Origin of the sequence: Embleya sp. NPDC059237 (assembly GCF_042754105.1) — a bacterium.
GTDB lineage: Bacteria > Actinomycetota > Actinomycetes > Streptomycetales > Streptomycetaceae > Embleya.
Genome location: NZ_JBHZAE010000013.1, coordinates 188,022 through 207,925, shown reverse-complemented (window position 1 = coordinate 207,925; position 19,904 = coordinate 188,022). Strand labels below are relative to the sequence as shown.

The window sequence follows — 19,904 nt, the reverse complement described above, 5'->3', positions numbered from 1 at the left end:
GCCGGGTTCAAGGCGTCGATTCCTCGCGGGTCAGTACGAGTTGGTGGACGTCCAGGTAGCCGCTTCGGAATCCGGCCTCCGAGTAGGCGAGGTACAGCTCCCAGGTGCGGCGGAAGACCTCGTCGAAGCCGAGGGCGGCGATGTCGCGCGCGTGTGCGGCGAAGCGCTCGCGCCACAACCGCAGGGTCTCGGCGTAGTGCGGGCCGTACGCCTGAACACTCACCACCCGCAGCCGGGTGTGATGGGCGGCGCTCTCGACGATCGCCCGCACGGACGGGATGAGGCCCCCCGGGAAGATGTACTTGAGGATCCACGTCTGGGTATCCGCGGTGGCGAGCATCCGCTGATGCGGCATGGTGATCGCCTGGAGGGCAACCCGGCCGCCGGGTGCCAGTCGACGGTCGAGGGTGGTGAAGTAGTCGGGCCAGAACGGCCGGCCGACGGCCTCGATCATCTCGACGCTGACCACGGCGTCGTAGGTGCCTTCGGCCTCGCGGTAGTCGCAGAGCCGGACCTCGGCCCGGTGTTGTTGTCCGGCGTCGGCGATCCGCCGCCGGGCTAGGGCGAGTTGCTCCTCGGAGAGGGTCAGGCTGACCACCCGGGCGCCGCGGGCCGCGGCGCGCATCGCGAGTTCGCCCCAGCCGGTGCCGATCTCCAGCACCCGGGTGTCGCGGCCGACGTGCGCGAGGTCGAGCAACCTGTCGATCTTGCGGTGTTGCGCGGCCGGCAATCCCGCGAAGCCGGCCATCGGCCTGCCGTCGGGCCCGGTCGGGAAGAGCGCCGAGGAGTAGGTCATCGTCGGGTCGAGGAACAGGGCGAACAGCTCGTTGGAGAGGTCGTAGTGGCGGTGGATGTTGCGTCTGGCGTTCGCGGCGGTGGGCAGGTCCTCGCGCGGCGGCCGTCGAACGTGCAGTCGCCTCAGCCGCTGCGCGAATCCCGGTACGAGGTTCTGCGGGTCGGTGGCGAGCGCGGTGAGGAGGGCGACGAGGTCGGGACTCGCCCAGTCGCCGGCCTGGTAGGCCTCGCCGAAGCCGATCAGGCCGCTCTTGCCGACGCGGTGCGCGAACGCGCGCGGACGGTGCAGACGCAGAACCGGTGCGTCGGGCGGGGCCGGGCGCAGGACGCGGCCGTCGGGGCCTTCGACGCGCAGGGCGCGGCGGACGGCGACGCGGTCCAGGAGGCGTTCGACGACGGCCGCGCGCAGCGGAGCGTGCGGTACGCGGGCGACGTCGGGCCAATGGTCGGGGTGGACGACAGGCGTCGGCGAGGCCTGTGTGGTCACGGTACGGGCACCTCTTCGGGGGGCGTGGGGTTCACGGCCGATGGATCGGAGCCGGGTCGGGAATGGACGGGAAGGCCGCGCAGCCACAGACGCACGCCCCGGTAGCGGATGTGCAGGCTCACGGCCCAGGTGGCGAAAGGGTGGGTGAGCGCGGCACGCAGCAGGGCGATGGGGCTCGCGGGTCGACCGGTGCCGTGGACGGTGGCGGTGAAGGCCCGAACGCCCGCGTGCTCGAAGTGGACGGCCAGGTCCAGGTGCCCGCCCGGCTCGGGCAGGACCAACCGGTAGTGCCCGTCGACCGGGAAGAACGGCGAGACGGGAAACTCCTTGGCGGTTCGGGCCCGACCCGCGGGATCCGGGCGCAGGAGGTAGCGGTGCCGGCCACCGTGGGTGTTGTGCACCTCGGCGACGGTGCACAGCGGACGGCCCTGGTCGTCGCGGCACCAGTACACGGTCAGTGGGTTGAAGACGTATCCGAGGGAACGCGCCTGGGTGAGCATCAGCACCCGGCCGGTGCCGAGCCACACGCCTCGGGCGGCCAGGTAGCGCGCCAGGTCCTGACGGATCGTCAGTTCTGAGTGGGCGGCGTCCTGGATGTGGTCGCTCGGCCGAAATCGCGCCAGGGGCCGCAGCGGTCGGGGCACGACCGGAGGTCGGTCCGGGTCGATCAGCCACAGGTATCCGCGGTGGTGGAAGGCGTGTCGATGGGGTGTGGTGCGCACGTGGGTGATGCGAGTGTCGTAGAGGACGGCGCCCCAGGGGCCGGGCGGGATGTTCACGGTGCGCTCACTTCCAGCAGGGATCCGGCCGCCTCGACGCCGGAGCGGCAGCCGTCCTCGTGGAATCCCCAGCCGTGGTACGACCCGGCGAACGCGGTACGCCCGCGGGCCAGTTCGGGCAGGCGGCGCTGGGCGGCGACGGTGCGTGCGGTGTAGACGGGATGCTCGTACACGGTGCGAGAGAGCACCAGGTGTTCGGGGATCGGGTGCCGCGGGTCCTCGTTGAGGGTGACCAGGTAGTCTCCGACGCCTTCCAGACCCAACAGCCGGTTGAGGTGGTAGCTGACCCGCACCCGATCGGAGGGGGCGGAGCAGTGCGGCATGCGGTAGTTCCAGGAGCCGCGGGCCGATCGCGCCTGGGGCAGGACGGTGGAATCGCGGTGCAGCACCATGGGGTTGCGCGAGTAGGTGAAGGCGCCGAGGATCTCGCGCTCGCCCGCGGTGGGGTCCGCGAGGAGCCGTAGAGCCTGGTCGGCGTGGGTGGCGACGACGACGGCGTCGGCCGGGGTGCCGCGTCCGTCGTCGGTGATCACGGTGACGCCATCACTGTGGCGGCGTACCGCCCGGACCGGGGCGCAGCGGTGCACGGTGGCGAGGCGCTCGGCGATCTTGTCGACGTAGGTTCGGGAGCCTCCGACGACCGTGCGCCAGGTCGGTGAGCCGCTCACGCCGAGCATGCCGTGGTTGGCGAGAAAGACGAAGAGGTAGCGCGCGGGGTAGTCGCCGGCCAGATCGGGGGCGCAGGACCACACGGCCGCGACCACCGGGGTGATGAAGTGGTGCACGAAGTAGGTCGAGAACCGTTCGGACGCGAGGAACTCGCGGAGGGTGGGATCACCTGCCGCAGGGTCGGCGAGCAGGCGGCGGGCCGCCCGGTGGAAGCGTGGTACTTCGGCGAGAAGCCGCAGATATCTGCCACGCAGCACGACATCGGGCCGGCCGAGCAGCCCGAGCAGGCCGCGGGCGCCCGCGTATTCGAGGCCACACTTGTCGCAGCGCACGGACATGCTCATGTCGCTGTCCCGGGTACGCACTCCGAGTTCCGCGAACAGTCGCACCAGGTGCGGGTAGGTCCGCTCGTTGTGCACCAGGAAGCCGGTGTCGAGCGCCGAGACCCGGCCGTCGGGCTCCACGACCGTCCGGGTGTGCGCGTGGCCGCCCAGGCGCTCGTCGGCCTCGAACAGTTCGACGTCGATGCCTGCCCGGGACAACTCGTACGCGGCGGTGAGGCCGGCCACCCCTGAACCCACCACCGCCACCCGGCCCATGCGCGCGCCGGAGCGTGCGGGTGGATGGCCCACGGAGGTGGAAACGGTGTCGAACATCGATGCGATCGCCCCTCGCGTCGGGACCGCGGCGCGGTCGCCTCGGTCTCCTTTACGGGATCTTCGGAGCGGATCGACGCGCGGATTGGTCCGTCCGATCGTCCGCGTGGCATGCCCCCGTCGATTGGCGAACCCAAAGGCCGCCCACCCGCCGGCCGCCACCAACCTCACTGGTCACTGCACATAGGCTGCGGTCATGACCGACCCACAGATCCCGACGCCCCGCGAAGCCTTCGAACTGTTGTTGGCCGGTAATCAACGTTTTGTCTCGGGCTCTCCCGAGCATCCGAACCAGGACGCGACGCGTCGCGCCGAGACCGCTCCCTCCCAGCAGCCCTTCGCCGTGCTGTTCGGGTGCTCCGACTCCCGACTGGCCGCCGAGATCATCTTCGATCGAGGGCTGGGCGACCTGTTCGTGGTGCGCACCGCGGGGCATGTCGTCGGTGCGGAGGTGCTCGGCTCCGTCGAGTTCGGTGTGAGCGTCCTCGACGCGCCACTGGTCGTCGTCCTGGGCCACGACTCGTGTGGCGCCATCGCCGCGGCCAACTCCGCCTTGGAGGACGGGCAGACGCCGGGCGGCTTCCTGCGCGACGTCGTCGAACGGGTGACCCCGAGTGTGCTCGCGGCCCGTGCCGCCGGACGCGACACAGCCGACGAGATCCTGGCCGAGCACATCGAGCACACCGTCGACCTCCTGCTGGAACGCTCCCACGTCCTGGCCGAGCGAGTGGCCGCGGGCCGCGTCGGCGTGGTGGGCCTGTCCTACCGGCTGGCCGACGGCAGCGCCCACCTCGTCGCCTCGCGCGGACTCGACGAGGCGCGTCCCGGTCCCCTGGCTTCCTGAGCGCCTCGGCGCCGACCGCGTCGCCCGGCAACGAGGGCGATACTTCCCGCAGCGCGCCCAGGCCCATCCCGATCAGCGGTTACGGGGTGGGTCGGGGTCCTGCGGCACGGCGGAGCCGGTTGGCGATCGCCAGTCCCAGTCCCTCCTCCTCCGGCAAGGACGCGATGATGAGGTCGCACCCCTGCCGGTCGAGTCGGCGCAGGAACCCGTACAGCCCGCGCGCGTAGGCGGCTGTCGAAGCAGGCACCGCCACCACGGCGTGGGCCCTCACCGGCGTACCGGTGAGGGGTGCCGGCAGGAAGACGCCCACCCGGTGTCCCAGATCCCGAGCGAGTTCCGCTTCGGCGACGATCTTCTCGGGCTCGACGAGGACGACGCGCGCCTGCGGCGCGTAGTGGGACGGATGCCGGCCCGGTACGCGAATGGGGCTGGTCGACGGGACCGAGAGCGGGAACCCCAGCACCGCTTCGAGGTCCTCCCGCGTCACCCCGCCGGGCCGCAGGATGCTCGGGACGTCCCCCGTGACGTCGACGATGGTGGATTCGACGCCGACCTCGCAGGGGCCGCCGTCCAGGACGAAGTCGACGGCCTCCCCGAACTCGGCACGCACGTCGTTCGCCGTGGTGGGGCTGACCCGGCCGAACCGGTTGGCGGACGGAGCCGTCACACCCCCGCCGAAGGCCGCCAGCAGCGCGAGTGCCACGGGATGGTCGGGCACGCGCACGGCGACCGTCTCCAGGCCACCGGTCGCTTCGAGGGGCACCCGGCTGCCGCGCCGCAGAACCAGCGTGAGCGGCCCCGGCCAGAAGTGTTCGGCCAGCAGGCGCGCCGTCGCGGGCACGTCCTTTACCCAGTCGTCCAGTTGCTCCGCCCCGCCGATGTGGACGATGAGCGGATGGGAGGGCGGACGTCCCTTGACCTGGAAGATGCGCGCGACGGCGGCGGGGTCCTCGGCGTCGGCGCCCAGTCCGTAGACGGTTTCGGTGGGCAGGGCCACCAGGCCGCCGGCGCGCAACACGGCCGCCGCCTTCTCGATGTCATCGGTGCTTGCCGTCACCCTCGTCATCCAATCACGGTTTCGCGATCGCAACGAAGCGGGGCCGCTGCCGGATCCCGTCGTGTGCGCGGCGGGCCCGGCAGCGGTTTCATCACGCGTTACGGTCCCGGTCCTCGCGGGACGCGAGTGCGAGGGCCGGCCCCCGCCGCGACGCGGCGGAATGCCTCGTCCGGTGCGTCGTCCCTCGGGTCCAACGGCTCGGATGTTCCGGGGGGTTGGACCGTCCCCGGCCTGGCTGCACTCCTGTGATCACCACTGCGATGGATCGCGCTCCCGCTCAGGCGGCGGTTCGCAGATGCTCGTGCGCCCACTCTTCGAAGCCGGTCGGCTCGATGCCCAGCGCACGAGCGAACCGCGGCCGGGCCGGCTGGCCGACCACCTGTATGAACTCGTGCGTGGCACCCATGTCTCCCATGCCCGCCGCACGTGCCTGTTCCTCGGTCATGTCCGGGGCGCTCAGCGGGACTCCGACGGCGCGGGAGAGGATCTCGGCGATCTCGGCCATGGTCAGGTAGTCGCCGGCGAGCTCCAGTTCCACTCTATGAAACTCGGCGGGGGCGGACATGGCGGCCGCCGCTGCTCGGCCCACGTCCTTGGCTGCCACGAGTGCCAGGTGCGTGCTCGGTTTGACGATGGTGACCAGTCCTCCCTCGAGGCCGCGGGGGAAGTAGAACCGCATGGACGGCTCGAAGTTCTCCATGAAGAACGACGGTTTGAGCAACGTCCAATACGTGAAGTCGAGTTCGCGCAGCCGGTCCTGGATCGCAGCCTTCGTGCCGAGCGGGGCTTCCAGTGCCGCCCATCGTCCTTCGGCCCAGCCAGGGGCCTCGACGTGCTGTCCCACGCCGCTGGTGGAGGACTGGACGAACTGTTCCACACCGGCGGCCCGCGCAGTCGTCATGAGGTTGTCCGCCTGGCGGACCTCGCCGGCGAAGTCGAATCCCTCCTCGGTGTACGCGGGCATCTGCACGGAGAAGACGGCCCGCACGCCGTCCACGGCCGCCTCAAGGGTCGCCGGTTCGGTGAGATCGCCCACGAACAGGTGGGCGCCGAGTTCTTCGACGGCTCGCGCTCGCGGCGTACTCGGGTCGCGCACCAGGGCGCGCACCGGTGTTCCCTGCGCGAGCAGGACGCGGGCGACGGCACCGCCTTGACGGCCGGTGGCGCCGGTGACGAGAACCGGTATCGCGGCATTGGTCATGTGCACGTCTTCTCCTCGGCGGCCACGCGACATAAACGGCGGGGCCCGCCGTTTCGTGCTCGCTACGATATGGCGGGGCCCGCCGTTTATCAATGTTGGGGAGATCATGACCGGCCAGCGTTCGGACGCCCGCCGCAACCACACGCACATCCTGGCCGTGGCCGAGGCCGAGGTGGCGGCCCAGGGGGCCCAGGCATCCCTGGAACGGATCGCCCGTATCGCGGGAGTCGGATCGGCCACCGTGCGGCGCCACTTCCCCACCCGCAAGGCCCTGCTCGAAGCCGTCTTCAAACAGCGCGTCCACGACCTGTGTGATCGCGCTCATACGCTCGGCGGCGAGCAAGACAGCCGCTCCGCGCTGGTGGAATGGCTGCGCGAGCTGCTCGCCTACTCGCTCGCCGCACGCGGTCTGGCAGACGTCCTTTCCTACGAGCCTCTCGGGAAGGAGGCCACCCCGGACTCCTGTGCGCCGGCCATCGGTGCGGCCGGAGCCGTGCTGCTGCGCAAGGCCATCGACGACCGGACCGTCCGGGCGGACGTCACCATCGACGATCTGCTCGTACTGATCGTCGGAATCGCCCTGGCCACCGAGAATCACGCCGACCCGGCGATGCAGGCGGACCGCGCCTTCCGGCTGGCCGTCGCAGGCTTCGGCACCGACGGCACCTGAGCACGCACGTGTGACAGTCACAACGCCCACGACGCCGGGGGTATCCGCTACGGCTGCGGCGGTTACGAGCTCGGGCGCGCTCGCGCGACGCGCGACGTGCGTCGCCGAGGCAGGCGAGCTGTCCGCGTGCGCGGCGGCGAGGAGGATGACCTCGGGCCGTCCGACACGCGAATCCCGGAGAGTGCCGGGACCGAGGGAGCGACCGCGGACTCACAGCGTGCGGTAGGCGGCCCACGGTCCGAGGGTGAGGCCGCTCCCCGCGCGTCGGACCTCCACGGCTCCGGCTCCGCCGAAGTGCGCGGGGATGACCAACTCCCGCTCGTCAGCCGCCCGTTCGAGTACGCGCCGTCGACTGGCCGCAGCCCGTACCGGGTCCAGGCACAGGCAACTGCTGCACGCGGGGGCGAGGATCTGTACCGGGCTGTGGACCAAGTCGCCGACCAGGACCGCCCGTTCGCCCCCGGAGTCGACCCGCAGCACGGACGAGCCGGGTGTGTGGCCCGGGGCCGATTCCAGCGTGAGAACCGCGTCGATGCGGTGCGCGCCGTCCCACGACACGACCTGCCCGGCCCGGTGGAGCGGGGCAATGCTGTCCTCGTAGATCAGCCGGTCGTCCACGCGCAGTTCGCCTCCGTACGCGTTGGCCGGGCCGAAGTGGAAGTCGTCGGCGGCGGGCAGCAGGTATTGGGCGTTGGGGAACGTCGGTACCCACTCGCCCGCGGGGCCCGTGGTGTTCCAGCCGACGTGGTCGGCGTGGAGGTGGGTGTTGACCACGATGTCCACGTCCTCGGGGCGGATTCCGGTGCGCCGGGTCAGCCGGTCGGGGAAGTCGCTGCGCCAATGGTGGAACACCGATCCCGGACGCTCGCGTTCGTCGCCCACCCCCGGGTCCACCACGATGGTTCGGCCGCCGCTGCGCAGGATCCACGTCTGCAACGCGACCACCGCCTGGTCGTCGTCCGGGTTCCAGTGGTCCGGGGCGAGTCGGTCGCGGTTCTCCTTCCACAATCCCTCCGGCGAGTCGGGGACCAGCGTGCGGGCCGGTACGTACGACCCCTGCCACTCCACGAGGCGGATGATCTCGACGTCTCCCAGCACGATGCTCGGTGCGTTCTCGATGTCCATGCCGTCGACCCTAGAAAGCATGAATGGAGCTCTCAATGTCTCGAAAGCTCATTCGGATACGCGTACGTCTCACTCCTTCGACTCATGGATACCCTGACCCCATGGATGTCGTGAGCGATGCGATAGGCGCGGTACGGATCGGGCGCCCCTCCTGCACCCGCGTCGGCATCAGCGGAAGCTGGTGCACCCGGCTCGCCCCGTACGACGGCGCGGGTTTCCACGTCGTACTCAAGGGCGGATGCCGCCTGTTGCCCGACGGCCCCGGCCCCTCGCTCCTGCTCGGCACCGGCGACGCGGTACTCCTGCCGCACGGCGCGGGGCACACGATCGCCGACCGCCGCACCGAACCGGACGCCGCCGCGCGGGAACGGGCCGTTCCGTTCGAGCGGTGGCAGGCGACACGTCCCCCCGACCATCCGGCATCGGACACCGACGAAGTGCGCATGTTGTGCGGCAAGTACCGGCTCGACCGCGCCCGGATGCATCCGCTCATGGCCGAACTGCCCCAGGTCGTACACCTCCCGCACCAGGTGGGCGGCCATCCCGCGCTCCGGTCCGCCATCGACCTGCTGGGCCGGGAACTGGGCGAACGGCAGCCCGGGGCCTGCGTCGCGGTCCCCAGCCTGCTCGACCTACTCCTCGTCTACATGATCCGCGCGTGGCTGAGTGAGGACACGACGGGAACCTGGCCGACCGTACTGGGCGATCCGGTGACCGCCGCCGCACTCAGGGCTCTGCACTCCGATCCCGCGGCGCCCTGGACCAACGACCGCCTCGCCGCCGAGGTCGGCGTGTCGCGCCCCACTCTGGCAAGGCGATTCGCCGTCCTGGTCGGCCGCCCCCCGATGAACTACCTCACCTGGTGGCGCCTCACCCTCGCCGCAACCCTCCTGCGCGACACCCCCGACTCCCTGGCCACCATCGCCCGCCAGGTCGGCTACGGCACCCCCTACGCGCTCTCCCACGCCTTCAACCGCGAGTTCCACACCACCCCGGGACGCTACCGCGCGGCGCCGTCCCGACCGGAGTGACCACGAACCGACCACCGGCGCCGCCGGGAGAGCCGCCCCGCAGGCGGCGAAACCACGGGGCGCACATCGCCGACGGATCCGAACAAGACCCGACAACCGTGCCCGTCACCGACGGCCGGAACGAGCGTGCCCCGAACGAGGAGTCCGACGCCGCCGAGCCTCGTTCGACGGTCCGGAACCCGGCCGAGGTTCGGGCGGCCTGCCTGCGTCACGCGGACTGCGTGGTTTGCTCCCGGTCGGCCCCGTATGGCCGCAACGGCCGTCGACCGGGTCGAGCCGTTCGTCGTGCGGGGCGTGTTCGACCTCGACAACCGACACCCGGCGTCGGAAAGACCGTTCCGACTCGCTCGTCGACCATCCGATGGCGAGTTCCGCAAGGAGCCTGCCACGGCGCGCGCCGGCGGGTGTCGGACGATCTTCGACCGGGCCCACCCGCCGCGAACCGGGCCGAGCGTGCGACGAGCGGCGGCTCGCCGGACAGCCTGGCGCGAGACCCACGGCGTGTGACGGCCGTCGGCGGATGGACCACGGGGGACTTCCGGCGGTTCCACGCGGGATACGAAGGCTGCTGCGGTCGGCTCGGCCATCCGGCGAGTCCCCGGCCCTCGGACCGAGCCGCCGCCACGTTCCGGCCATGCCCCGCGCACCCCGTTACCGGCCGTCGTTCCGGCCGCGGCCACCCTCACCCCTGTGGCAGGCACGGACGGGGCGCCCGTCCGCATCGAAGCCTACAAAGGCGAGAACGAGACTAAGGCGCACATCGAGGGCGGGGTGGCCGTTCGCACCATCGGGGTTTTTGTCGAGTCGTGGGATTCGGCGGATGTCCCGGTCCTTCGGGGTGCGGGAGGATCGCCGTATGGGGCGCCGGCGGGCGGGAGTTCGGTCGGCGTCGCAGGTCCGGACAGAGGGAGATCGTGATGAATCCACCCGATCCGAAGCCCTACTCGATCGATCGTCGAGGGTTGCTCGCCGGCGCCGCCGGTGTGTTGGCCGCGGGCGGACCGGCCGGTGCGCTCGGCCCCGAAGCCACCGCCGCGCCCGCCGATCCGACGCCCGAGGCGCCGGCGGCCCCGGCCCCGCCCGAGACCCCCGCGCCGCCACAGGAAGCCGCACCGCCGGAGGCCACCGCGTTCGGGCCCGTGACGGTGCGGCCGAATGACGCTCGCTACGGCGCGTTGGTACGCGGCAACAACTTCCGGTTCGTGGGTCGTCCGGGCGAGATCCGGGTGCTCGGCTCGACCGAGCAGGTGGTGCGCGCCGTCTCCGACGCGGTACGCAACGGTCGGCGCATCGCGGTTCGCAGCGGCGGCCACTGCTTCGAGGACTTCACCGCGGACCCGGCCGTACGGATGTTGCTCGACCTGTCACCGATGGACGCGGTCGGATACGACGCCGGACGCGGCGCGTTCGCGGTGCAGCCCGGGGCCACGCTCGGACACGTGTACCGGACCCTGGCCAAGGGCTGGGGTGTGACCATCCCGGCAGGCGGATGCCCCGAGGTGGGCGCCGGTGGCCATTTCGTCGGCGGCGGATACGGGCCGCTGTCGCGCCGCTACGGCTCGGTGGTGGACCATCTGTACGGCGTGGAAGTGGTAGTGGTCGGCCGGGACGGCACCGCGCGGGCGGTGGTCGCGACCCGCGAGGAGGGTGACCCCCATCGCGACCTGTGGTGGGCACACACCGGTGCGGGCGGCGGCAACTTCGGTGTGGTCACCCGGTATTGGCTGCGCTCGCCGGACGCCGTGGGCCGCGATCCGTCCCACGTGCTGCCGCCCGCGCCGCGCGACATGTTGGAATACCTGGTCGTGTGGGCATGGGACGACCGGATGACCGCGCACGTGTTCACGTCCCTTCTGCGCAACTTCGGCCGCTGGCACGAGCGTTGGAGCGCACCGGACTCTCCGTACGCCGGCCTGTACGCGATCATGCTGCCCAGACACCGCAAGGCCGCGTCCTTCGAGATGATCGTGCAGATCGACGCGGACATCCCGAACTCGGCCGCGATGGTGGCCGACTTCGTGACGGCGATCCGCGGTGACACCGACGTGGAACCGATCGTGAACCAGGGACTGACCATGCCCTGGATGCACCTCACCACCTGGCCCGGCCTGGGCGAACCCGGCGACGTGTTCACCCGTCGGTACAAGCTCAAGGCCGGCTATCTGCGCCGCTCCCTCACCGATACCCAACTCGACACCATCCACCGCTACCTGACCGACGACACCGGCACCGAGCACGGCGGCATGCTGCTCATCGGCTACGGCGGCCGGGTCGGCGCGGTGGCCCCGGACGCCACCGCGATCGCCCAACGCGGCGCGATCATGAAGGCGGTCTACCAGACGCTCTGGCTGAGCGAGGACGACGACGCCGACAATCTGGCCTGGGTCCGCGCCTTCTACCGCGACGTCTACGCCGACACCGGCGGCGTCCCGGTGCCGGGCGAGGTCAGCGACGGCACCTACATCAACTACCCCGACAGCGACCTGGCGGATCCGGCCCGGAACACCTCCGGCGTCCCCTGGTACACCCTCTATTACGGGGCCAACTACCCACGCCTGCAACGCGTCAAGGCCAAGTGGGATCCCCGGGACGTCTTTCGTCACACCCTGTCGATCCGCCCGCCGAGCTGACCGGTCGGATTCCGGGACGGACTTTGTCTGCTCCATGCGAACTCGACCGGTCACCTGCCGACCGATCGGCATGCCGCGGCCGACGCTCACGCGTGAGCCGGACCGGGCCGTTCTTTCGAGAGCGAGTGTCGCGTCCGTGTGATCTTGTCGATCGCGGCGCGGGCCGCCTCGCCGGGATGATCGATGTTCGCCAGGCCGCGAGCTGCGGCTTGCGTTCCGGAGCCGAAGAGCGGCATCGGGGGCGTACCCGGGGTGTGCAGCCGCACCTCTCCGACCTGCCGGAGATCAACTCGGCCCGACCGGCGCGAACCCGATGGCGTGGGCGCTGTTTCCCCCGGGCCGCCGTGACCGGCCGGGTCGGTCGGAGTCGTAGACGCGTTCCCTGGCCTCCTCCTCGACCTCGCGTCGCTCCTGCTCGCAGCGTGAGCTTCGCTGTCGGTGACCCCAGGCATGCTGTTCCCCATGACACTACGGATATCGGGCGAGATCCCCGCCGAACCGTCGAGATCCTGTCTGGACGTGGACGGGAGGAGCTTGTCGTTCCTCGACTTCGGCGGGTCGGGGCGTGTCCTCCTCGCCCTGCACGGCCACTTCGACGAAGGCCGCACGTTTACCCGCCTGGCCGAGGAGTTGACGCCCGACTGGCGGGTGATCGCACTGGATCAGCGAGGGCACGGTTTCTCGGACCGTACGGCCGACTACTCCCGCGCAGGGTACGTCGACGATGCAGTGAGATTGTTGGATCACCTCGGCGTCGGCCGGGCCGTCGTGCTCGGCCATTCACTGGGCGGGGTCAATGCCTACCAGCTCGCCGCTCGCGAGCCGCACCGCGTTGAGGCCTTGGTCATCGAGGACATCGGGGTCGAACTGGATCACGACCTCTCGTTCGCTCTTGCCTGGCCGCGTCGGGCGGCGACTCGATCCGGTCTGATCGAAGGGCTCGGTGACTCGGCTCGCTACCTCATGGGTGCCGTGCGTGAGTTCGCTGACGGGTGGGGCTTGGCGTTCGACCGGGAGGACATGGTCCGCTCCGGGCGCCAACAGGTCGGCGACTATTGGAGCCAGTGGCTGGCCACCGATTGTCCGGCCCTGCTCATCCACGGCACCAAAAGCGACATCCTCGGATCCGTAGAGGCAAAGGCGATGGCGCAACGCCGCCCCGGAACACGCTTGGCTGAGCTCCCGACCGGCCACACCGTTCATGCGACCGACCCAGCCGGGTTCATCGACGTCGTCCGCGACTTTTTGGCGTCGCTGTGATCCGGGTCGCCTACGGGCCCCTCGACCTGCTGGAGATCAACCGGGCCTGACCATCGCGAACCCGACAGGACATCACCAGCCGATCCCGGCGAGTGCCCGCGATGCGGACGTGACACCACCCCGATGCCGGTACTCGCCCCGCGTCCGGGCCCGGGCGATGCGCAGGAGGCGGAACGCCGTGTCGGGCGTCGGTGAGCGTCGCGGGATCGGTGGCGTGGCGGTGTCCGGTGACGTCGACGTCGGTGGGGCCGCTGTGGGAGGGACCGGGTGCTTCACCTCGCCGGTGGACCGGGTCGGGGCGATGGCCGCATCCCGCGAGGCCGACGCGTGTGGTGTCCATGCCCGCGGAGCCGGGTTCGCGAGGGCTCCTCGTCGTCACCGTCGGCAGGCAGCGGTCCCGGGGCGGGTGTGATCCCGGCGGTGGTCCGTCACGGTGCGCGGCCGGCGGGGTCTCCCGCGGGGTCGTCGGCCAAGGCGATGGTGGCGGTGATGCGTTTGCCGACGGGTTCGCGGCGGGCGGTGAAGCCCCGGGCGACGGCCAGGACGATCTCGAGTCCGTGTTGGCCGACCCTGCCCGGGTCGGCGGCGCGGGCGATCGGCAGCGTGGGATCGCTGTCCCACACCGTGACGTCGATCGTGCCGTCCGATGCCTCCAGGGTCAGCGTGCACGGTCCGGGGGCGTGTCGGCGGGCGTTGGTCACCAGTTCGCTGACGACGAGTTGCACCACGCCCATGACGCGGTTCGAGACGGGAAGGCCGTGCACGGCCTGCAGGTCGGTCAGGAAATCGCGGGTCAGAGCGCGGGCGGTGGCAATCTCCTCGCCGCCCTCGAACATCGCGGTGACCATGACGGGCGCCCCGACCGGCACCCGCCGGTCCCCGTCGTCGACGACCCGAACCATGACGGCCCACCCCGCATCCCCCGTCGCGTGCATCCGAAGAGATTATGCGTGCCCTCGAATCTTCGCTCCATGCCTGCCCGGCCCACGGCGGAGTGAAAATGTGATCGGGGTCCGGGGAGCAGGTTCCTTGCGCCCCGAGTCGTCGGCGCCGGCGTGCTCGCCCGCTCCTTTCACCACCCCGCGTGGGCATGCCCGGCACCACGGCTTTCGAGGTGGACGATGTGGATCGCTACGCCCGCCCGGGTTGGAGCGTCCTGGTCATCGGTGTGGTCGAACCGGTCACCGGGCTTCGGGAATGGCGTGAACGGGCGACTGCCCGAGCCTGGACGGCAGGCTCGGTCGGTCGGGTGCCGGGTGACTGTGTGGGATCAGGCGTCCGGCGCGGGGACGAACACCACCGGGGTGGCGCTGTGGCGCAGGCAGTACAGCCCGGTGGGGCCGGGGATCGTGGGGCATTCGATGCCGCTGGTGCCCAGTACGAGCAACCGGGCGTCGCGTGCGCGGGCGACCAGGACCTCGCCGGCGCTGCCGTGCAGCGGGGTGGCCACGATGCGCTCCGGCGGGATCGGCACCCGCACCAGGTTGGCCAGCGCGTGCTCCAAGCGCTCGCGGGCCACGGACAGCGGCGCGTCCGGCCGTTCCAGGGTCGGCAGTTCCGGGTCTGCGTCGGTCCATGCCGCGACCACGTCCAGGACGACGCCGAGCTCGGCCGCCTCCCGCGCGGCCCACCGCAGGGCGATCGCGGACCCGTACGAGCCGTCCAAACCGACCACGATCCGACTCTTCGGGTGGTTCTCCGTGCCCTTCTCGGCGGGCGCTTCGCCCTGTCGGGAGGCCATGCCCGTCGTGTCCCGGTCGAAGCGGGTGTCGAGGGATTCCATGTCGAGTTCTCCTTCGGGTGGTCCTGGTGGTCTCGGTTGCGGGGCGGCGAACGTCGTGCTCCGGGCGGGCCGATCAGGAGCGGCGCGACGGGGGAAGCACCGGTTCCAACCGGAACAGCACGGGGCCGTGATCCCGGGGGCCGTGCGGTGACGTACGTCCGGCGAGGGCCGCGACGAGGTCGCGGGCGGTCACCAGACCCACCAGGGCGTCGTTGTCGTCGGTGACGGCGACCGCGTCCACCGCGTGCTCGGTCATCACCTCGGCCGCCTCGGCGAGCCCGGCGGAGATCGACACCCGCGGTTGCACGCTGCCGGGCAGGAGCTCGCTCACGTACCGCTCGGAGAGCGAGATCGCCGGAAGCGCACACGCCACCGCGAGTTCGCCGCGCTCCAACAACCCCACGAAGCGGCCGTCCTCGTCCACGACGGGCAGGTGGTGGAATCCGGTGCGCTGGATCAACTCCCAGGCCATCAAAAGGGACTCGTCGCCGACAACGGTGAGCAAAGCCGTGCTCATCACGTCGGCCACGCTCCGCTCCCGCACCGCCTCCTCCGTGGGGAGGGTGGATACCGTCCGCAGGGCGGGTCCGCTGCTCGTCCTCATCGCGTTCGCCTCCTGTGGCTCCGGGGCCGCGATCGCGCGGTTCGCCCTGTCTCCACCATCGAGCCTTCGCGACCTCCGGCACAGGGCCGGTGGGGGTGGTCGACCGGGCCGAAGGTCCCGGTCCCGCGGTACCGGGCAGCCCTGTGTCCGGCGGTCGCGTGGGCGCAGGCTGAGGGTGAGGGGCCGACCGGATGTCGCAAACCCGACTCCGCCGCCCGAGGCGTCGTTCGGCGACGATTGGACAAGTCATGAGTACCGGAACCCATCTCCCCGACCTCGGGGTCCTGGTCGGCTACGACGGCTCGCCGGGGGGTGAGCGCGCGCTCGTGTGGGGTGCCCGCGCCGCCGCCGACACGAAGACGCCGCTCCACCTGACGATGGCCGTCCCGGAAGCCGCTCTCGGCGGTCATGCCCGCGCGGACGAGGTCCGCAGGGGCGCCCGGGCCCTCCTGGAAGAGGCGGCGGCCCGGACCCGCGCGGCGTACCCCCACCTGACCGTCGAAACGTCCCTGCTCGAGGGACCGGCGGCGGGCGCGATCCTGGAGGCGAGCCGGCGGGCGGAGACGATCGTGGTGGGCACGCGCGGCCACGGCGGCTTCGCGGGCCTGCTGCTCGGATCGGTGTCCCTGCGGGTGTGCGCGCACACGTCCTGCCCCGTGGTGGTCGTGCCCGAGGAGGCCGACGAGGTGGACACCCCGAGCGTCGTCGTGGGCGTCGCCGACCACAGCGACACGCCGGCGGTCGAGTTCGCCGTGGAGCGGGCGCGGCTCATCGGCGGCAGGGTGATCCCCGTCCACGTGTGGACCCTGACGATGGCGGGCTACTTCCCGGGCGTGGTGGCGCCGCTGCTGGGCGACCCGCTGGACATGGCGGCCGGCCACGACCATCTCCTGACCGAGATCCTGGAGCCGATCAGGGCCAAGGCGCCGGACGTCACGATCGAGGCCATGGTCACCACCGGGGCGCCCGCCCACACGTTGATCGGCGTCGCCGCGCACGCGGATCTGCTGGTGGTCGCCGCCCACCGCGCCCACGGCCCCTTCCCGATGCGCCTGGGCCCCACCACCCACGCGGTACTGCACCACGCGTCCTGCCCGGTGGCGGTCGTGCCGATACCCGCGACCGCGCCATGAACGCCGCGAGGCCGCACGGGCCCGGAACGCTCGCACGAGGGCGACGCCGCATGCGCGCCCTCCTCGGCCGCGAGCCGCTGTATCGGCGCTGCGACGTCACGCACCTGCGGTCCACGCTCGCGCTGACGATCCTGGCCCTGATCCTGGTGCCGCTGGTCGTCCTGGCGGCCGTCCATGTCCAGATCCACTCCGGCGAGACCGCTCGGAGCCGCGAACTCGCGCACAAGCACCGGGTTTCCGCCGTGCTGATGACCAAGCCGCCCATCGTGGCCAGGCCCGGCGCCGAGACGGTGGCGGCGGATGTGAGCTGGGTCGCGGCCGATGGCACCACCCACACCGGCGTGGCGCAGGTGCCGCTCGGGGGAGCGGCGGGCGACACGACCGGCATCTGGCTCGACGCCGAGGGCCGACCCACCCCGCCCCCACCGACCCACGACGCGATCGTCGTCGACGCGATCACCGCCGGGATGCTCGCGTTCGCCGCGACGTTCATGGTCACGGCCGGGGCGTTCGGCGCGGAGCACCTGCTGACCTCCCGCCGCCGAGCCCGCGCCTGGGAGCGCGAGTGGGCGGTCGTGGAGCCGACGTGGACCGGCCGCATCGAGCACTGAGCGCACAAGGGCGCGCGACCCGGTGGAGGGCGCGCGTACCCTGAAGATGTTCGGCAGGCGCCCAGGCACTGCGGGACCGACTCGATGCGGAACCGGGCTGGACGGCCGTCGTGCCTCGCCCGGGAGAGCGGATATCGATCCGATGAGCAGACCCAGACGCCCACCCCCGCAAGATCCCTGGACTCTGGCATTCCAAGGCTACGAAGCCCAGGACGAGGGCCGGAGAGAGGCGCTGTGCGCGGTCGGCAACGGCTATCTGGTGACCCGAGGGGCCGCGCCGGAGTCGCGTGCCGACGGGATCCACTACCCGGGCACCTATCTCGCCGGTCGCTACGATCGTGTGGTCTCGACGATCGACGGGCGTCGGGTGGAGAACGAGGATCTGATCAATTGCCCGAACTGGCTGCCGATCACGTTCCGAGCCGGCGGCGCGACCGGATGGTTCGGTGAGGACTCCTCGACGCGGATCGTGTCCCAGCGCCTGGAACTCGACCTGCGCCGGGGAGTACTGACACGCGACGCGCTGGTCGTCGACGCGGCCGGCCTGCGCACGCGCCTGCGGCAACGGCGATTCGTCAGTCTCGCCGAACCGCACATCGCGGCCCTGGAGACGGTGCTGACCCCGGAGAACTGCTCGGGCCCGCTGCACGTGCGCGCGGCGCTGGACGGCACCGTCGCCAACACCGGAGTCGCCCGCTACCGGGACCTGGTCGGCCGCCACCTGACTCCGACCGGGCAGGGGTGCGAGAAGGAGGCCCTGTGGTTGTGTGTGCACGCCCTCGGATCCCCTCTGCACATCGCGGTGGCGGCGCGCATCGACCTCCGCCTCGACGCTGCGACCGTCGACGTCGAGTCCGAACCCGAGTCACTCCCCGGCCGACCGGGGCGGATCTTCACCGTCGAAGCCGTCGCAGGGCAGTCACTGAACATGGACAAGACGGTGGCCGTGTACACCTCCAAGGACCCGGCCGTCGGCGATCCACGGACCACAGCCCTGCGCGCGCTCTCGCGCACGGGCTCCTTCGACACCCTGTTGCGCGACCACGTCACCCGCTGGGAACATTTGTGGCGCCGATTCCGCACCGAAGCGGAGTTCACCGACCGCGCCGGCGAGGACAACACCCTTCACCTGCACCTGTTTCACACCGCGCAGACCTACTCCGAACACACCGTCGACCTCGATGCCGGAATGCCGGCCCGCGGCTGGCACGGCGAGGGATATCGCGGACACGTCTTCTGGGACGAACTGTTCGTGCTGCAAACGCTCAACCTGCGTACGCCGCAGATCAGCCGGGCCGTGCTGCGATACCGGTACCGGCGCCTGGACGCCGCCAGACAGGCCGCCGCGGACATCGGCGTGCGCGGGGCCATGTACCCGTGGCAGAGCGCCGCCGACGGCACCGAGCAGGCCCCGAGCACACACCTCAACCCGATGTCCGGACGGTGGCTCTCCGATCGCACACACCTGCAACGCCACGTCGGTCTGGCTGTCGCCTACAACACGTGGCAGTACTACCAGGCCACCGGCGACGTCGACTTCCTCGACACGTCCGGTGCGGAAATGTTGCTGGAGATCGCCCGCTTCTGGGGAAACACCGCCCGGTACGACCCCGCCTTGGAGCGCTACCGGATCCGCGGCGTGATGGGTCCCGACGAGTATCACGACGCCTATCCGTGGGCCGACCGCCCCGGCATCGACGACAACACCTACACGAACGTGCTCGCTGCGTGGGTGCTGTCCCGCGCGCTCGACGCGCTCGACGCGCTGCCCGGCTACCGACGCGACGAGTTGACCGAACGCCTCGACCTGACCCACGACGAATTCGACCGATGGCGGACGGTCGCCCGTCGACTCCACGTCCCCTTCCACGACGGCGTGCCCAGTCAATTCGCCGGATACGAGCGCCTCGCCGAACTGGACTGGCCGCGCTACCGCCGGCGATACCCGAACAATCGACGCCTGGACCGCATCCTGGAGGCCGAGGGCGACAGCGTGAACCGCTACAAGGCGTCCAAACAAGCCGACGTGCTGATGCTCTACTACCTGTTCCCCGCCCGCGAGATTCGCGGACTGTTGCGAAGCCTGGGTTATCCGGCGGCCCACGAGATGACGCAGCGCACCGTCGAGTACTACCGGGCCCGAACCGTGCACGGATCGACGCTCAGTTCGGTGGTGCACGCGTGGGTGCTGGCCCGCACCGATCGCCGGCGATCGTGGCGATTCTTTCGCGACGCCCTGGGCGGTGACGTCCACGACGTCCAAGGGGGAACCACAGCCGAAGGCATCCACCTCGGCGCCATGGCCGGGACGGTGGACCTGATGCAACGCTGCTACACCGGGCTGGACACGCGTGGTGACGTTCTGTGGCTCGATCCTCGCCTCCCCGCCCGCTTGCGTCGACTGGAGGTCGAACTGCGCTACCGAGGGCACTGGGGCGTGATGGTCGAGGTGGACCGGCGGGAAGTGACCGTGAGCCTGCGCCCGGGACAGGGCGGTCCGGTCCCGATCGGGTTCCGCGGCGCGGTGGTCGAGATCCCGCCCGGTGGTAGCCGTACGTTCACTCTCTGA

The 19,904-nt window shown here is 71.1% G+C and carries 17 protein-coding genes; 8 read left to right on the top strand and 9 right to left on the bottom strand.

The window, feature by feature from the left end; translation table 11 throughout:
* Positions 1-7: 7 nt before the first annotated feature.
* From ACFXKZ_RS34740 to ACFXKZ_RS34730, 3 genes are read right to left on the bottom strand one after another with little or no spacing between them, the layout of a single operon-like run.
* Positions 8-1,282, bottom strand: a complete 1,275-nt coding sequence (locus tag ACFXKZ_RS34740) for a class I SAM-dependent methyltransferase (protein ID WP_380005917.1) — start codon at positions 1,280-1,282, stop codon at positions 8-10.
* Complete coding sequence (locus ACFXKZ_RS34735) at positions 1,279-2,061, bottom strand: DUF1365 domain-containing protein (protein WP_380005915.1); 783 nt, start codon at positions 2,059-2,061, stop codon at positions 1,279-1,281. The genes ACFXKZ_RS34740 and ACFXKZ_RS34735 overlap by 4 nt, the downstream gene beginning before the upstream one ends.
* Entirely contained in the window at positions 2,058-3,329 is a 1,272-nt protein-coding gene (locus ACFXKZ_RS34730; RefSeq protein WP_380006111.1) for an NAD(P)/FAD-dependent oxidoreductase, read from the bottom strand. Before ACFXKZ_RS34730 ends, ACFXKZ_RS34735 begins: the two co-directional genes overlap by 4 nt.
* A 253-nt stretch (positions 3,330-3,582) precedes the next feature.
* On the opposite strand from ACFXKZ_RS34730, the gene ACFXKZ_RS34725 reads away from it, so the two are divergent.
* Entirely contained in the window at positions 3,583-4,230 is a 648-nt protein-coding gene (locus ACFXKZ_RS34725) for a carbonic anhydrase (protein ID WP_380005913.1), read from the top strand.
* Positions 4,231-4,309: 79 nt separating this feature from the next.
* Here ACFXKZ_RS34725 and ACFXKZ_RS34720 read toward each other — a convergent pair whose 3' ends face one another.
* The gene (locus tag ACFXKZ_RS34720; protein WP_380005911.1) at positions 4,310-5,296 is read right to left on the bottom strand and encodes an L-threonylcarbamoyladenylate synthase; all 987 of its coding nucleotides are present in this window, start codon (positions 5,294-5,296) and stop codon (positions 4,310-4,312) included.
* Between the two features lie 268 nt (positions 5,297-5,564).
* Positions 5,565-6,488, bottom strand: coding sequence for an NmrA family NAD(P)-binding protein (locus ACFXKZ_RS34715; RefSeq protein WP_380006109.1), 924 nt, complete (start codon positions 6,486-6,488; stop codon positions 5,565-5,567).
* 106 nt (positions 6,489-6,594) lie between these two features.
* On the opposite strand from ACFXKZ_RS34715, the gene ACFXKZ_RS34710 reads away from it, so the two are divergent.
* Complete coding sequence (locus ACFXKZ_RS34710; RefSeq protein ID WP_380005909.1) at positions 6,595-7,158, top strand: TetR/AcrR family transcriptional regulator; 564 nt, start codon at positions 6,595-6,597, stop codon at positions 7,156-7,158.
* 210 nt (positions 7,159-7,368) lie between these two features.
* Here ACFXKZ_RS34710 and ACFXKZ_RS34705 read toward each other — a convergent pair whose 3' ends face one another.
* Positions 7,369-8,283, bottom strand: a complete 915-nt coding sequence (locus ACFXKZ_RS34705) for an MBL fold metallo-hydrolase (RefSeq protein WP_380005907.1) — start codon at positions 8,281-8,283, stop codon at positions 7,369-7,371.
* A 101-nt stretch (positions 8,284-8,384) separates the two neighbouring features.
* Between ACFXKZ_RS34705 and ACFXKZ_RS34700 the strand changes: the two genes are divergently transcribed.
* The 3 genes from ACFXKZ_RS34700 (at position 8,385) to ACFXKZ_RS34690 (ending at position 13,204) form a co-directional block, all read left to right on the top strand.
* On the top strand, positions 8,385-9,314 hold the full coding sequence (locus ACFXKZ_RS34700; protein WP_380005905.1) for an AraC family transcriptional regulator: 930 nt from the start codon (positions 8,385-8,387) through the stop codon (positions 9,312-9,314).
* A gap of 917 nt (positions 9,315-10,231) precedes the next feature.
* The gene (locus ACFXKZ_RS34695) at positions 10,232-11,944 is read left to right on the top strand and encodes an FAD-binding oxidoreductase (RefSeq protein WP_380005903.1); all 1,713 of its coding nucleotides are present in this window, start codon (positions 10,232-10,234) and stop codon (positions 11,942-11,944) included.
* Between the two features lie 534 nt (positions 11,945-12,478).
* Positions 12,479-13,204, top strand: a complete 726-nt coding sequence (locus ACFXKZ_RS34690; RefSeq protein ID WP_380005901.1) for an alpha/beta fold hydrolase — start codon at positions 12,479-12,481, stop codon at positions 13,202-13,204.
* 428 nt (positions 13,205-13,632) lie between these two features.
* On the opposite strand, the gene ACFXKZ_RS34685 is transcribed toward ACFXKZ_RS34690, so the two are convergent.
* From ACFXKZ_RS34685 to ACFXKZ_RS34675, 3 genes are all read right to left on the bottom strand, one after another.
* Positions 13,633-14,052, bottom strand: coding sequence for an ATP-binding protein (locus ACFXKZ_RS34685; protein WP_380006107.1), 420 nt, complete (start codon positions 14,050-14,052; stop codon positions 13,633-13,635).
* Positions 14,053-14,474: 422 nt separating this feature from the next.
* Positions 14,475-14,987, bottom strand: a complete 513-nt coding sequence (locus ACFXKZ_RS34680) for a universal stress protein (RefSeq protein ID WP_380005899.1) — start codon at positions 14,985-14,987, stop codon at positions 14,475-14,477.
* A gap of 73 nt (positions 14,988-15,060) precedes the next feature.
* Positions 15,061-15,591, bottom strand: coding sequence for an HPP family protein (locus ACFXKZ_RS34675; protein ID WP_380005897.1), 531 nt, complete (start codon positions 15,589-15,591; stop codon positions 15,061-15,063).
* 248 nt (positions 15,592-15,839) lie between these two features.
* Here ACFXKZ_RS34675 and ACFXKZ_RS34670 point away from each other — a divergent pair, with 248 nt between their 5' ends.
* From ACFXKZ_RS34670 to ACFXKZ_RS34660, 3 genes are all read left to right on the top strand, one after another.
* Positions 15,840-16,724, top strand: coding sequence for a universal stress protein (locus ACFXKZ_RS34670; protein WP_380005895.1), 885 nt, complete (start codon positions 15,840-15,842; stop codon positions 16,722-16,724).
* 50 nt (positions 16,725-16,774) lie between these two features.
* A complete protein-coding gene (locus ACFXKZ_RS34665; protein WP_380005893.1) occupies positions 16,775-17,335 on the top strand; it encodes a hypothetical protein in 561 nt (186 codons plus the stop codon).
* Positions 17,336-17,477: 142 nt separating this feature from the next.
* Positions 17,478-19,904, top strand: a complete 2,427-nt coding sequence (locus ACFXKZ_RS34660) for a glycoside hydrolase family 65 protein (RefSeq protein ID WP_380005891.1) — start codon at positions 17,478-17,480, stop codon at positions 19,902-19,904.